Here is a 14,589-nt window from a genome sequence, read left to right as displayed (position 1 = left end):
AGTGGTGCAGTCCTAGACAGCTCCACCACACCGGAGGTCTTCGCCATGATCAAGCCCGACCAGTGTCAACAACGCTCGTGATCAATACACCTAGGCCGTGCCTTCGAAGTAGCGCCGTCCGCCTGCAAGGCGGGGCCCGCGGCGTCTGGTGCGGTGCATCGCAAGGCGGAGGATCGTGCTCGTACTGGACGTACTTGCACGACTCCGACAACGCAGCGAGGTGCCGTGCCAGACGCCGCGGGCCAGGCGGGACTTTGAAGACACGGCCTAGGGCCAAGTCAGGCGGGCGGCCAGCTCCGCAGGGCCGCGTCCGCCACTCGTCGGAGTTCGTCGTGGTCGGCGCCGCCGGCGGCCTGGACGGCGATGCCGTTCGCGACGGTCATGAGGTAACGGGCGAGCAGCGCGGTGTCGGCGTCCGCCGGCAGATCGCCCTCGTCGACGGCCCGCCGGAAACGCTCGTTCAGGTGCGAGAGGGCTTCCTCGCGCCAGGCGGCCAAGGTGTCGCGGGCCGGCCGCCCGGCGGTGCCGGCGGCCAGCGATCCCTGCACGGAGAGGCATCCGGCGGGTCGGCCGGGGAGCGTGGTCGTACGGGCCGACCCGGCGAGGACCGCGGCGGCCACCTCCCGGGCGGTCGGCTCCTCCAACGCCAGACCCACATAGGCGGCGGGGCCTTCGGCGTATCTCCGCAGCGCCTTCCGGAACAGCTCTTCCTTGTTCCCGAAGGCCGCGTACATGCTGGTACGGGTGATGGCCATGGCGTTGGTGAGATCGGTGAGGCTGGCGCCTTCGTAGCCCTGCGCCCAGAAGACCACCATGGCCCGCTCCAGGGCCTCGTCGGCGTCGAAGCCCCGGGGGCGGCCGATCGGAGACTTCCTGGTGGATTCCATGGCCGACATTCTACCGCTCTTCGGTACCGAACGGTCTGGAGGACCTCGTGCCCTGGGCGGTCAGTCGGCTCCTCCGAAGTGAGTCAGTCCGTCGGCAGGTCCTCAAGTACACGGTCGAGGCGCGTCGTTGCCCAGTCGGTGTCGGCCAGGGTGCGCAGCGTCGTCGTCCAGTTGGTGAGGATCCGGTCCAGATCGCCCCGGGTGACAGACGTACGCGAACTCATCGCTCCGATGCGCAGGAGCGGGCGGTGGCCGTCCTCGTGGGGTGGTGGGTGTTCGACCACGAAGAGGTCGACGTCCGCTCCCGTGGGGCAGATGGATACCCCGACCCGTGTGGCTTCATGGCCCGCCAGGGTGCGTTCGTTCTGTTCGCCGCCGCTCAGTTGGTTGGGCAGGAAGAGAAGGGAGAACGACAGGCCGTCGTCGGTGAGAGGGCCCTGGAGGGCGCCTTCCAACTGGTCGTACGGCACTCGTTGTTCCGTGAGGATCGTGAAGACCTCCCTGCGGAGGGAGGACAGATGGTCCTTGACCGTGCCCGTTCTCGGTGGGACGACAAGCACCCCGTCCGTGGAGAACCGTCCGACCACGCCCTCCTCGTCGGGCCGGCGTGCCGCCAGGGTGGTGGTGAGTGCCAGTGGGGTCCGGGGGTCCGACGTGGCGCCCGCGCTCAGGGCCAGGGCCTGTGCCGTCACGGCCAGCAGGCTTCCGCGTATGTGGCGGATCTTGTCCTTCAGCGTTTTCGCCAAGGCGTCGTCGAGGTCGAGGACTTCTTCGGCGGGGCCGGGCGCCGTGGCCGTGCTCGGGGACGGCCGGGCCCCCGGCCAGAACCGGAGAGCGCCCCGCACCTCCGACTCGCGCTGGGCGACGGCAGCCCGGCCCTCGGAGCTGGTCAGCCATTCCAGGCGTGAGGCGCGAGCCTGTGCGTGGTCGGACGCCGGTCGGTGGCGCTCCCCGTCGAGAAGGTCCTCCACCACCAGATTCGCCGACCAGGCGTCACAGACGCGCGGGTCCATGACGACGAGAAGCAGATGGCGGTCGGTGTCGAAGCTGAAGACCACGGCCCGTATACGGGGCACCGGGCCGGAGGGGAAGGGCTGGTGGGCTTCGCGCCGGGCGCTCGCGAAGGCGCCGCGCCGGCGGTCATCGGCCGTCTCGCCCTCCGTCCACCGACGGTCCAGGGGGACGGCAAGCTCTGCTTCGGGGCCACGGAGGGCGGAATGGCGGGCGACGACCCGCCGCAACTCCGCCTGAATGCCGGGCTCGTCGAGTGTTCCACGCAATTCCAGCGCCGCCGTCAGGCTGTGCTCCGGGCATTGCGCCGGTATGTCGTGAGTATCGGGGGAGGCACGTCGCGTCGCGCTGCCGGCGAGTGCGCCATTTTCGCCCTGCCACGCTGAGTTCACTGTCACCTGTCCCCGTGCGTACGTCATCGACAGCCACACGCTAGGCACGCGCCACGCGCTTGGCAACGCTCCCCCTGTATGTCAGTCATTGGCTGTCGCACTTTTCATGACTGGTTTCGGGGCGCCGGTGCGGTCAGACTGGAGCGGAGGTCATTCGTCGCGCGCCTGCCTACTGCACCAACCCGACTTCCACGGCGAATCTGGTGAGGCCGGCCTTGTTCACGGCTCCCACTTTCTGCCGTATTCGATATGCGTATGTGTCCACCGTGGCCTTCGAGAGAGTGAGGCGATTGCCGATCTGCTTGTGCGTGAGTCCCTGTGCGATCATGACCAGGACATCCTTTTCGCGGCGGGTGAGTTCCGGTACGCGCGCGGGCTGCTCCTCCAGCGGATCTATTTCGCGCGGCAGGAAGAGCACATCGGCGATCCGCAGTCCGAGAAAGAAGCCCCCTGAGGAGACTGCCGCTGTCGCGGCCACCAGATTCGAAGGATCCACGTCCTTGCTCACATACCCATGGACCCCGCTACGGAGAGCTTGCAGCACATAGCCCTGTTCCACCTGCGCCGACATACCGAGCACCGGAACCCTGTCGGTCATCTCGGAGAGTGACTCCGGGGAAATGCCGGGTGCGAACGGGTCGGCGATCACCGTAAGACTGTCGAGGCGTTCCTCGCCGATCCCGTAAACGCCGCGGACGTGGGGGAAAACTCCCGAAAGATGGATGTGGCGGGAATTCTCCAAAACCTTTATGGCGCCCTGTATCGCCAGGGAGCCGTCGTCGATGACGGCGACATTGATTCTTGATTCCATGATTCCCCGTTTGTGCGTGCGAAGGAGATGGAGTGGAGCAAGCCCGACTTCCGCTACCCGGGACTTCCTGGAAGGTATGGCGGAATTTTGCCCTCCGGAGCACTGCCTTCCCGCTTGCGGACCTCACCGAGGCCGTCGCGGGGGAGAAATGGGCCGAGGGTCCCCCGGACGCCCAGGCACTGGAACCGGCCGTGGAACTCGCGTCCGCTGACCACTTTCTCATGGCACTCCTCTGGCAGAACCCTCGTGCCGTCGAAGAGGTGGTCGGTCGGCTTCGGCGTCATGTCCGGGGAGAGTCGCGATCGGCGGGCGCCACCGGACGGGCCGCCCGGCGGGCCGAACGCGGCCGGCGCTTCACCACGCGTCTGCTCGGGCAGTACCTCCAGCGCTACTACACCCGGAACGAAAGCGTCGGTTTCTTCGGTCCGCTCACCTGGGGCACCTTCGCCGGCGCGCCGCGGATGACCCTTTCCGTGGGGCCCGGTCTCACCGACCAGCAGCACGTGATGTTCGAGGACTGGGCCATCCATGAACTGGGCACTGTCCTGTCCCGTCGACGGGACATCAGACGGCATCTCCCGCCGGCCATGGCGGTGGGCACCACACGTATGGGACGGATCCTGCTCCGCAGGGGCGGGGCGTCGCGCAGACTGAGTCCGGCGGAGGCGGCGGTGCTCGATCTGACCGACGGGAGGCGGACCGCCGCCGAGATCATGGCCCAAATCGGAGCAGAGGATTCCGCTCTGGACGTACTGGATGTACTGGAGGCCCTGGCCGACGACTCCGTCATCACCTGGACCTTCGACGTGCCGGTCGACCTGCGCCCCGAAGCCGCGCTGGCACGCGAACTGGCGGCACTGCCGGATGCCCGGGATACCCGGGACGCCCGCGACAAGCTGGACGAGCTGATCGCGACACGCGAAGAGGTCGGGGCCGCCGGTACGGCCGGCGAACTCGCCGAGTCCCTGGCGCGCGCCGACCGGACCTACACGGAGCTGACCGGGCAGCCGGCCAACAGGTCCCGGGAACAGGCGGAGTTCGGACACCGGCTGTTCGTGGGTGCCGACCGTCGTGCCGTCGACCTCACCGTCGGCACCCAGGTGCTGGACGAGCTGGCCGGGCCGCTGGGCCTGGTCCTGGACAGCGCGCGCTGGTTCTGCGCAAGGATCGGCGCCGAGGCCGACACCTGGTTCGCCGGGGCGTACCGGGACCTCACCCCGTTGTTCGGGCCAGACAACGTACCGCTCGACGCGCTGATCGGCCGGGTCGACGACCGCTTCTGGGACGCCGCCAGTTGCGCACACGTCCGCGACGAACTGACCGCCCGCTGGGAGCGGGTGCTGCGTCCCGACCCCGGGGCCCGGCGCATGGAGTACACCACCGCCGAGCTGGCGGGACGGGCGGCCGAGGAGTTCGCCGCCGGGCCCCCGGCCTGGTACGGGGGCCGGCACCACAGTCCCGACCTGATGCTCGCCGCGTCCGGCGTGGACGCCGTACGACGCGGTGACTACCTGGCTGTCCTCGGCGAACTGCACGCCGGCATCGTGACCGCCGACTGCCACAGCATGACGATGTGCGCCGCCGACCCGCACACGGTGGTGCGGCGGCCGGCCGAGGCGGCGCTGGAGGACGGGCCTCCGCGGTTCGTTCCGCTGCACCACCGTGCGCCGGGCGGGCCGACGGGCTTCGACTACCCCCCGCCCGAGACCTTCTCGCCGCGCTACACCTATCTGTCCTTCGGCGAGCGGACCGGTGCGCGCAAACCGCCTGTGGAACCGGTCCTGGCCCGCGAGGTGACCGTCGGTCAGACGGATGGTGACGGCCTGACGGCGCGGCTGCCCGACGGCCGGCGCCTGCCGCTGCTCACCGTGCTGGGCGAGTACCTGATCTTTCAGACCGGTTCCGGTTTCCGGGTGCTGCCGGACCTTCCCCACACCCCCCGCATCACCGTGGACCGGCTCGTCGTGGCTCGCGAGAGGTGGCGGACACCGGTCGGCCACCTCGTCCCCCGCCCGGACATGAGCGCGCGGGAGCGCTACGCGCGGGTCCGGGAGGTCGCCGAGGAGATCGGACTGCCCCGGCACAGTTTCTGGCGGTACGCCGGCGGGGGCCAGGGCAAGCCCGGTACCGGCCAGGGCAAGCCCCTCTATCTCGACACGCACAGCCCTCTGCTCACTCATGTTCTGGTCGACACCCTGACCAAGGGCACCACGGCCGGCGGGACCGTGACGTTCTCCGAGATGCTGCCGGACCCCGACGGGCTCTGGCTGCCGGACGCGGCGGGCCGCCGGTACACCAGTGAGCTGAGGATCACCGTCGCGGACGGAGCGGACGGAGCGGACGGATGAGACCAGCCCGGCTCCGGCGGTCCCGGCCGCCGGAGCTCAGAACTGGTTGAGCGCTCCCGTGCCCTGGACACGCCGCTCGGCCCGCAGGAACAGCCGTCGCCCCAGCAGCAGCCAGCCGGCCGCGGTCACCATCGCGACGGCGAGTTCGACACCCGGTGGCAGCAGGGTGTCGGTGCCCAGCGTCACGTGCCGCATCAGGTCCAGCGGCATGGTGCCGGGCAGCAGATAGGTCACCCAGCGCACGGCCTCCGGCAGTACGGTGAGGGGAAAGGCGACTCCGGAGAACGCCGCCACCAGCGGGGTGACCGGGCCCAGCAGGTCGTCCGGCCTGCGCATGGTCAGCGCCAGCGCGGCGGCCAGATAGCCGAAGCCGCAGTTGCCGACCAGCAGCAGTACCACGACGGGCAGGGCCAGCAGCACCCCATGAGGGCTGAAGGACGCTCCGAGCGCGACGACACCGAAGGCCACCAGCAGCATGCTCGCCACGGCGGTGAAGACCGTGCCCGCGGCCACCCCGCCCATGACGAACACCTCCCGTGACACGGGGACGGACCAGTTGTGCTCCAGAACTCCGGTGCTGCGGTCGGATTCCAGCGGCCCGGCCACCCCCCTGACGGCGCCCACCATCAGCGTGGCCACCAGCAGACCGACGGACACCCAGCCGACCAGGTCGTCGGTGCCCACGCTGCGGGCCAGACCGGTGGCTGAGCCGTTCACCAGGAACGCGGCGCCCAGCAGCAGGGTGGGGATCACCATCTCGTAGAGCGGCGTGAGCAGGACCAGGTTGATCATGCTCACCGGATAGCGGTACTGCACCCGGAGTTCGCGGGTCATGACGGCCCTCGCCGCCACCACTGTCGGTGTCATCAGTACTGCCCCATCTGTCCGGTCCTGCGGGCATGGCGAAGTGCTCCGCCCAGTGCCAGCACCGCCACCGCCCCCACGGCCACTCCCACGCCGATCAGCGTCAGCAGCCGGGTGGCGATGTCCGTCCGCCAGGCATGATCGAGGATCGCCCCGCGCAACAGTTCCAGGATCTGTGTGGGTGGCAGTCCCTCGCTGACGGGCTGTATCCAGTCCGGCAGCACCGCGATCGGATAGGAGACTCCGCACAGGATTCCGAGGGCGCCACGGAACACCTCGGTGATTCCCTCCGCGTCACGGAAGCGCAGCGAGACGACCGCCATGAGCGCCCCGATGGCGAAGAGCACGGGGACGGAGGCGACGATCACGCTTACGCCGGCGAGCAGTTCGTCAGGGCCGAGCGGAATGCCGAAGGCGAACCGCAGCATCAGACCGACAACACCGAACAGCAGCGCCGCGGGCAGGAGTTCGGCCACGGCCGGCCCGAACAGCACGGTGAACCGGGAGACCGGCGTCAGATGAACCATCTCCAGTGACCCCTGGATCCGTTCCAGCCGCAGGGCCGATCCGGGACCCCAGAGCATCAGGGAGATCCACAGGAACACCGCCCAGCCGAGGTAGATGAACCCGGCCACCTCCGCGGTGCCCGCGCGCGCCGCGAAGGCGTCCACCGAGTCCTGGTGCCCGCCGCCCGAGAAGCCGCTGGCCTGCGCCACGTAGGAGGCCGGTACCACCACGGCGGTCACGGCGAGTACCACCAGGTTGGCGGGGTAGCGGAGCGTTACCTGCAACTCCTTGCGTACCGTGGCCGCGAAGGAGACGGCATCAGCTCTCAGCCCTCCCGGCAACGGACTCTCCTCCCTTTCGCTCGTCGTCCGTGGTGAGGGCGAGGAAGGCGTCACGGAGACTGACCATCTCGTTCTCAAGCCGGCTGACCGTCACGTGGTGCCTGGACGTCACCTCGAAGAGCCAGGGCCCGAGGTCCTCCTCGTCCCGGCTGGACAGCGTGAGATCCGCTGTCCACCCGTCGCTCCCCGAGGCCTCGTTCCGTACGGTCACCAGGGCGCGGCGCGCCAGTTCGGCCCGCAGGGCGTAGAACGTGGCCCGTCCCGGATGGCGCACCTGGACGTTGAGGACCCGGGCGGCTCCCACCGAGCGTTTCAGTTCCACCGGTGTGCCGACGGCACGGACCCGGCCGGCGTGGATGATGCCCACGCGGTCGGAGAGGAGGTCGGCCTCGGCCATGTCGTGCGTGGTGAGCAGAATCGTGTGTCCGTCGTCGCGCAGCACACGGATGAGACTGTGCAGATCCTCCGCCGAGTGCGGGTCGAGCCCACTGGCCGGTTCGTCGAGCAGCAGAACACCGGGACGGTGCAGCACGGCCCTCGCGATCACCAGGCGCTGCCGCATACCGGTGGAGTACCGCTCCACATAGTCGTCGGCACGGTCGGTGAGGCCCACCTGCTCCAGGAGTTCGGCGATACGCGCCCGTGACCGCCGCCGGGGCACACCGTGCAGCGCGGCGAAATACTCCAGGTTCTGCCGGGCGGTGAGTTTCCAGTAGACGCTCCGCTCCCCGCCGAGGGCGACGCCGAGTTGGGCACGTACGGCGCGGCGGTGCCGCCCGGCGTCGAGGCCGTACACCCGGATACTGCCCGAACTGGGTTCGAGGAGAGTCGCGATCATCCGTACGGTGGTGGACTTGCCCGCGCCGTTGCGGCCGAGCAGCCCGAAGACCTGACCCCTCGGCACCCGCAGATCGATGCTGTCGACCGCCGGGACCGGCCGGTTCTCCTCGTCCTTGCGTCCGGGGTAGAACTTGGTCAGCCGCTCAAGTTCGATCGCGTGGTCCGCGCCCGGTTCGGAATGCCCGTAATGCCCGGTTGGTGCGGCCACGGCGAACGGGCCAGCGGCGGCCTCAGAACCGCTCCTGCCGAACGCCCTCGCCAGTGGTGTGCGCTGCACGGCGGATCACCTCCATCAACCGGCCCATGCCCCTGAACTCCGGGAAGTGCCCGCCTTCCAGGACGATGGTGTCGAAGGAGGCGGTGGTGACGCTCTGCCAGTGCGGCAGCAGCGCCGCCGGTACGGTCGCGTCGCTGCGGCCCCCCACCGCCGTGACCGGACAGTCCAGCCACGGCAGTTCGGGCCAGGGCGCGATCTCACTGACCCGCAGATCGGCCCGCGCCGTGGCCACCGCCCGGTCGAGCAGCTCGGGATAGGTGTGGAGTTCGCGGGGAATCCCGCCGTACGTCTCCAGCTTGGCCAGCAACGCCTCGTCGGTCATCGCGTGGATCGGTGTGTCCGGGTCCGGGTGGGTGGGCGGGCGCGAGGCGCCGACACACACGTGCCGGGGCGCCGGCAGGCCGCGTTCGGCCAGCCGCGCGGCGAAGGCGCAGGCGAAGCGGGCGCCGACGCTGTGCCCGTAGAGGGCGTACGGCAGCTCCGCCAGCCGCCCGCCGACGGCATCGGCGAGAGTGGCGGTCAACGCCGTCAGATCGGTCGGCAGCGGTTCGTTGTACCGCCTGTCCCGGCCGGGCAGTTGCACCGGCCAGACCTCGATCCCGTACGGGGCGAGGGCGCGCGGCCAGTCCCGGAAGAAGGACGCGCCGCCCCCGGCATGGGGGAAGCAGACCAGGCGCATACGGACATCGGCGGACGGGCGGGCCGGCTGGACCCAGGGTTCGAGCGTCTCGGTCATCACACGGCTCCGGCCTTGTCGTCCGCGGTTGTTCTCAGGAGTTCGGCCAGCAGCCTCACCGTGGAGTTCTCGAACAGGTCGGCCATGGAGACGGACTGCTGGAGGGTTTCCCGGATCCGGGTCATCACCTGCACCGCGACCAGGGAGTTGCCGCCGAGTTCGAAGAAGTCGTCGTCGACGCCGATGCTCCCGACACCGAGCGTGCTGCTCCACAGGTCCACGAGATTTCGCTGGAGGCCCGGCTCGGGCGCCACGTAGTCCGTGTCGACCAGACGGTCCTCGGTGGCCGTGGCGGTGTTCCCGTCCTCGTCGGCCCCCAGTTGCTTGCGGATGGTCTCCAGGTTCAGCGCGTCGGCGTGCCTGAGCGTGTTGTGGATTCCGACCGGGCAGACGACGAGATGCGGTTCGGGACGCCAGTGCACGATCCTGCTCAGCAGATCGAGCCCGACCTCCGCGGTGATGCCGAACTTGGCGAGACCCAGGGTGCTCGCGTCCTGGCCGAAGGTCTCGTCGTCGTGGTCCTGCCCGTCCTGCCCGTCCTGGCCGCCGGGGGACGCCGTGAGGGCGCGGATCTGGATCGGGTCGATGCGGCGCTCCGCGTAGCCGGTGATGTCGGCGAGCACCCGGCCGTCGTCGCCCAGCAGGGTGATGTCGGTGCTGCTCACTTCCGCCCCGTCGTCGGACACGCGACGGAAGTGTGCCCAGAATCCGGCGGGCAGCGGCTCGTGCACCCGGATACGCCCGTAGCCGAGCGGGAGGTAGGACTCGCCGTCGGCGATCCGCTCCGCGCCGTACTTGGCGTCGACAGCGGAGTCGAGCAGAGCGGGATGGAGCCGGAACAGGGCGGTCTCGGCGCGGTACTCCCCGGGCAGTTCGATCCGGGACAGTTCCTCGCCGTCACCGACGTCGATGCTCTTGATCGAGCCTTCCCAGCGGGAACCGAACTGGACCAGCCGGGCGGCGCCGTCGATGTACTCCCTCGCGACCGAGAACTTCGAGCACCGTGCGGACAGTTCCGCCAGGTCGAGGCGGGGCGCGGGCTCGATGAGGACGGGGGCCATCCGGCACCGCATCTTCTGCGTCCACTGCCGCGCCCCGCCGCCGGCCGGTGCTGTCGCCACCGTGACGAGGTGGCCGGCGTCGTCGGGGGTCAGCACCAGGCGCAGTTCGGTCGGCCCGGACACGGAGACCGGCCCCAGGAAGATCACGTCGGTGATGTCCGCGGTACCACCCACGGCCTCGCGGTAGGCGCCGTCGGCCATCTCGACCAGCGCGGCGCCCACCACGATGTCGGTGTCGCCGATGCGGTGTTCGCTGTGGATCCAGTGCTCGCCGGGCTCAAGGACGGTGGCGAACTCGATGTCGTCGCCCTTGCGGGTGATCCGCTGGAGCAGGGGATGGCGGGCGGGTTCCGAGCGGACCCCCGCCTCCAGCCTGCGGAACGCCTCCGGGGCCGCGGTCTCCACGGCCATGCCGAAGTCCTTCCAGCCCGTCCAGCCGATCGAGGTGACGGGCCGGCCGGCACGGGAGGCGACACAGGCGAAGCGGTCCATGAACGTGTTGGCGCCGCAGTAGTCGACCTGGCCGAACATGCCACTGACCGCGATGACCGACGAGAAGAGCACCATGAAGTCGGCCTCGTCACCGAGCAGCCGGTACAGGGCGAGCGTCCCGGCCACCTTGGGACCCAGCACCTGCTGGGCGTCCTGGTCGCCGCGTACGGCGATCATTCCGCCGCCCGCGACGCCCGCGGAGTGGAAGACACCGTGGACGGTTCCCACCCCGGGGTGCTCGCCGCGAACATCGTCGAGTGCCGCGGCCAGCGCCGCCTGGTCGGACACATCGCAGCGCAACAGGTGCACCGTGGCCCCGAGTTCCTCGATGTCGAGAAGCGAGCGCAGCTTGCGCCGCTGCCCCGGTTCGGTCTCGGGGTCGTCCGCCAGCTTCCGCCACCGCTCCCTCGGCGGCAGGGCGGAACGGCCGGCCAGCAGGAGAGTGACGGGGCCCTTCCGGGCCAGGTCCTCGGCGACGGCGAGGCCGAGACCGCCGAGACCGCCGGTGATCAGATACGTGCCGTCGGGGCGGATGGCGGGGCTGGTGGCCGGGGTGGCGTCCAGGGGTACGGTCCGGTAGTCCAGGAGCCAGCGCTTACGGCCCCGCCAGGCGACCTGGCGGTCGTTGGCCGGTGCGCCGAACTCCATGAGCACACGGCGGGCGAGGACCTCGGGTGCCTCCTCGCTGGGCAGCGCGAGGTCCACCGACCGCGCGCCGACACCGGTCAGTTCGCGTTCCATCACGAGCACCGGGCCCAGCAGGGACGACTTGGCCGGCTCCAGGGTCTCGATGCCGGTGACCTCCTGGATGTTGCTCGACAGGACGTGCAGCCGGATCCGGCCGGGGTCCCGGCCCTCCCGCGGGGTCTGGAACCGGTCGAGCCGCTGCGCCAGATGCAGCAGGTCGTAGAAGCCGTGCGTGAGACCGTCGGTGACGGCGGCGTCGGACAGCGGGTCCCCGGACGGCTCGGTCAGGGTGAAGGCATGGACGACATCGGTCGGAGGCGCCTCGTCCGCCAGCGCGGTGAGCAGGGCGTCCAGGTCCTCCGCGACGCCCGGCCGCACGGTGAAGCGGGCGGGACCGGTCTCGGCGAAACCGGCACCGGCCCGCACCACGGTGACCTTGGTGCCTTCAGCGCGTGTCAGCTCCGCGAGCAGACTCCCGGTGACCGGGTGGTCCGATCCGAAGACGAGCCAGTGCCCGGCGGTGACCGTGGGCTGCGCGCCGAGCAGCGGGGCCTCCCGCCACACCTGCGCGAAGGCGGACTCCTCGGGCGGGAGTTCACCGGCGTGCTCCTCGGCCCCGGCTGAGGCGCCGGGCCGTACCGGGTCGGGAGCCACCCAGAACTTCTGGCGCTCGAAGGGGTACGTCGGCAGCGACACCCGCGGCCCCGGTCCCGACCACCGCTCCCAGTCGATGTCGAGGCCGTTGACCCACAGCGATCCCAGGGCCTCGGCGAACACCGCGTCATCGGCGGCATCGCGCCGGGGGTGCCGCATGGTCGGGACGATGGGGACCGCGTCGAAGCCCACGTCCTGCCGGGCCAGCCGGCTCAGGGTGTCGCTCGGGCCGGCCTCGACCAGGCAGGTCTCACCGTCGACGAGGGTGGCGAGGCCGTCGGCGAACCGTACGGGGGAGCGCAGATGGGCGGCCCAGTAACGAGGGTCCTGTGCCTGGGCGTCGGTGATCCAGTCGCCGGTGACGTCGGAGACGAAGGGGAGTTGGGGGGCGTGGAGACGGTAACGCGCCACCGTGGCCGCGAACTCCTCGACGCACGGCTCCATCATCCGGCTGTGGAAGGCGTGCGAGGTCTGGAGCCGGGTGTGCGCGACCCCGGCGGACTCAGCTGCCGCCACGACGGCGTCGAGAGCTTCGATGGGACCGGCGACGACGGTGCTGAGCCGGCTGTTGACCGAGGCGATCTCGACGCCTTCCGGCAGAAGCGCCGCGGTCTGCTGCTCGGGCGCGGCCACCGCGATCATGCCGCCGGGGGGCATCTCGTTCATCAGCCGGCCGCGCGCGGCGACGATCGCGAGCACGTCGTCGAGGGTGAACACACCGGCCAGATGGGCGGCGACGTACTCACCGACCGAGTGACCGATCATGCCCCGCGGTTCGAGTCCGGCGCTCCTCAGCAACATGGCCTGGGCGTAGGAGACGGCGAAGAGCGCGGGCTGGCTGTGGCGGGTCTCGCGCAGCCGTCGTTCCGCCTCGTCGGCCGGCAGGTCCTCCGGATAGAGCAGTTCCCGCAGATCCAGGTCGAGATGGGGGCGGAGCAACTCGGCGCAGGTGTCGATCGCCTCGCGGAAGACGGTTTCCGTACGGTACAGCTCGCGTCCCATCCCGGCGTACTGGGAGCCCTGGCCGGGGAACATCAGCACCGGGCGGCGCGGGATCACCGCCCCCGGCGCCTTGATCTGACGGCTGGAGCGGGTCGACCGAAGTCCGCTCGCCACCTCGGAGACCGAGCCGCCGGCCACAACTCTGCGGAACCGGTGGGCGGTCCGGCCGCTCTGGAGGGTGCGGGCCACATCCGCGAGGCGGGCGTCGGGATGCGCGTCGAGGTGCCGGCCCAGCAGCCGGGCGGCGTTCTCGGCGGCGTCCGCGGTACGGCCGGAGACCGGGAGGGTGTATGTCCGGCGGCCGGAGGGGACCGCCTTCCCGGGTTCGCGGACGACGGGCCTGGGAGCCTCCTCGATCACCACGTGGGCGTTCGTACCGCCGATGCCGAAGGAGCTGACGCCGGCCCGGCGCGGCCGGGTACCGGCCTTCCAGGGGGTGACCTCGGTGGGGACGTAGAACGGGCTGGTGTCGAGTTCGAGGCTGGGATTGGGGCGCTCGAAGTTGATGTTGGGCGGAATGGCCTCGTGCTGGAGGGCCAGGCATATCTTGATCAGCCCGGCGGCTCCCGCCGCGGGACCGAGGTGTCCGATGTTGGCCTTGACGGAGCCGATGGGGCAGGTGCCGGTTCCCGTGGCGCCCGCGGTACGGAACGCCTTCGTGAGACCGGCGACCTCGATGGGGTCGCCGACGAGGGTGCCCGTCGCGTGCGCCTCGACGAAACCGATGGTGTCCGGGTGCACCTCGGCGACCGCCAGCGCCTCCGCGACCAGCTGGATCTGGCCCTGCACACCGGGAGCTGTGAAGCCCGCGCGGTCGCCGCCGTCGTTGTTGACGGCTGATCCCCGGACCACGGCGTAGATGTGATCACCGTCGGCGAGCGCGTCACCCAGCCGCTTCAGCGCGACGACCCCGACCCCGGTGCCGAACAGGGTGCCGGAGGCGTCGGCGTCGAACGGTCTGATGTGACCGGTACGGGAGTAGATGCCTCCCTCGTGCCAGGTGTAGCCGGTGGCGTAGGGGAGTTCCACCTCGACACCGCCGGCCAGCGCGTAGTCGCACTCGCCGCCGCGCAGCGCCTGGGAGGCGAGGTGTACGGCGACGAGCGCCGTCGAACAGGCCGTCTGCACGTTCACGCTCGGCCCGCGCAGGCCGAGCCGGTAGGAGACGGTGGTGGTGAGGTAGTCGGGACTGTTGCTGACCTCGATCGCCATGTTGCCCACGGCGGACTTGGCGGCGGCGTTGCGTGCCACGTTCCGCTCGCCGTAGAAGTTGTTGGCCATGCCGCCGAAGACACCGACCTGGCCCGGCATCCGGGTCACGTCGTAGCCACTGTCCTCGATGGCGCTGTGACAGGCCTCCAGGAACATCCGGCCCTGGGGGTCGCGGATCTCCGCCTCGCGAGGCGTGTAGCCGAAGAAGCGGGCGTCGAATCCCTCCATGTCGTCGATGAGGGCGGCGGCGTTGACATAGTGCGGGTGGCGGTGGGTACGAGGAGCGACACCGGCGTCCTCAAGCTCCTCCTCGCTCAGCATCGTGATCGACTCGACACCGCCGACGAGGTTCTCCCAGTACTCACCGGGATTGTTCGCCCCCGGGAGCCTGCATGCCATGCCCACGATCGCGATGTGGTCCTCGCGAGGTTCTTCCGCCATAGTCCGTAGTCCCTTTGAGCAGCAGA

9 protein-coding genes are annotated in these 14,589 nt (G+C 70.2%); 1 reads left to right on the top strand and 8 read right to left on the bottom strand.

Annotation, left to right across the window (positions count from 1 at the left end; genetic code table 11):
* Nucleotides 1–278: 278 nt before the first annotated feature.
* From ACFWV8_RS11295 to ACFWV8_RS11285, 3 genes are all read right to left on the bottom strand, one after another.
* Entirely contained in the window at nucleotides 279–887 is a 609-nt protein-coding gene (locus tag ACFWV8_RS11295; RefSeq protein ID WP_384199844.1) for a TetR/AcrR family transcriptional regulator, read from the bottom strand.
* Between the two features lie 83 nt (nucleotides 888–970).
* Nucleotides 971–2,167, bottom strand: a complete 1,197-nt coding sequence (locus ACFWV8_RS11290) for a hypothetical protein (protein WP_384199842.1) — start codon at nucleotides 2,165–2,167, stop codon at nucleotides 971–973.
* Between the two features lie 292 nt (nucleotides 2,168–2,459).
* Nucleotides 2,460–3,101 (bottom strand): LuxR C-terminal-related transcriptional regulator, encoded by a 642-nt coding sequence (locus ACFWV8_RS11285; protein ID WP_384199840.1) that lies wholly within the window; start codon nucleotides 3,099–3,101, stop codon nucleotides 2,460–2,462.
* 221 nt (nucleotides 3,102–3,322) lie between these two features.
* Here ACFWV8_RS11285 and ACFWV8_RS11280 point away from each other — a divergent pair, with 221 nt between their 5' ends.
* Entirely contained in the window at nucleotides 3,323–5,449 is a 2,127-nt protein-coding gene (locus tag ACFWV8_RS11280) for a lantibiotic dehydratase (RefSeq protein WP_384199838.1), read from the top strand.
* Nucleotides 5,450–5,485: 36 nt separating this feature from the next.
* Here the strand turns inward: ACFWV8_RS11280 and ACFWV8_RS11275 are convergent, their stop codons facing one another.
* Genes ACFWV8_RS11275 through ACFWV8_RS11255 form a run of 5 tightly spaced genes read right to left on the bottom strand, consistent with a single transcriptional unit; the run spans nucleotide 5,486 to nucleotide 14,563 of the window.
* Entirely contained in the window at nucleotides 5,486–6,316 is an 831-nt protein-coding gene (locus ACFWV8_RS11275) for an ABC transporter permease (RefSeq protein WP_384199836.1), read from the bottom strand.
* The gene (locus ACFWV8_RS11270; RefSeq protein ID WP_384199834.1) at nucleotides 6,316–7,161 is read right to left on the bottom strand and encodes an ABC transporter permease; all 846 of its coding nucleotides are present in this window, start codon (nucleotides 7,159–7,161) and stop codon (nucleotides 6,316–6,318) included. The genes ACFWV8_RS11275 and ACFWV8_RS11270 overlap by 1 nt, the downstream gene beginning before the upstream one ends.
* A complete protein-coding gene (locus ACFWV8_RS11265) occupies nucleotides 7,139–8,278 on the bottom strand; it encodes an ABC transporter ATP-binding protein (protein ID WP_384199832.1) in 1,140 nt (379 codons plus the stop codon). Before ACFWV8_RS11265 ends, ACFWV8_RS11270 begins: the two co-directional genes overlap by 23 nt.
* Nucleotides 8,232–9,014 (bottom strand): thioesterase II family protein, encoded by a 783-nt coding sequence (locus tag ACFWV8_RS11260; RefSeq protein ID WP_384199830.1) that lies wholly within the window; start codon nucleotides 9,012–9,014, stop codon nucleotides 8,232–8,234. The genes ACFWV8_RS11265 and ACFWV8_RS11260 overlap by 47 nt, the downstream gene beginning before the upstream one ends.
* Nucleotides 9,014–14,563, bottom strand: a complete 5,550-nt coding sequence (locus ACFWV8_RS11255; RefSeq protein ID WP_384199828.1) for a beta-ketoacyl synthase N-terminal-like domain-containing protein — start codon at nucleotides 14,561–14,563, stop codon at nucleotides 9,014–9,016. Before ACFWV8_RS11255 ends, ACFWV8_RS11260 begins: the two co-directional genes overlap by 1 nt.
* Between the last annotated feature and the right edge of the window lie 26 nt (nucleotides 14,564–14,589).

This window comes from Streptomyces sp. NPDC058665, from assembly GCF_042714995.1.
Lineage (GTDB): Bacteria > Actinomycetota > Actinomycetes > Streptomycetales > Streptomycetaceae > Streptomyces.
Note: the sequence above shows the minus strand (reverse complement) of the source record. Positions and strands in the feature narration are given on the sequence as shown.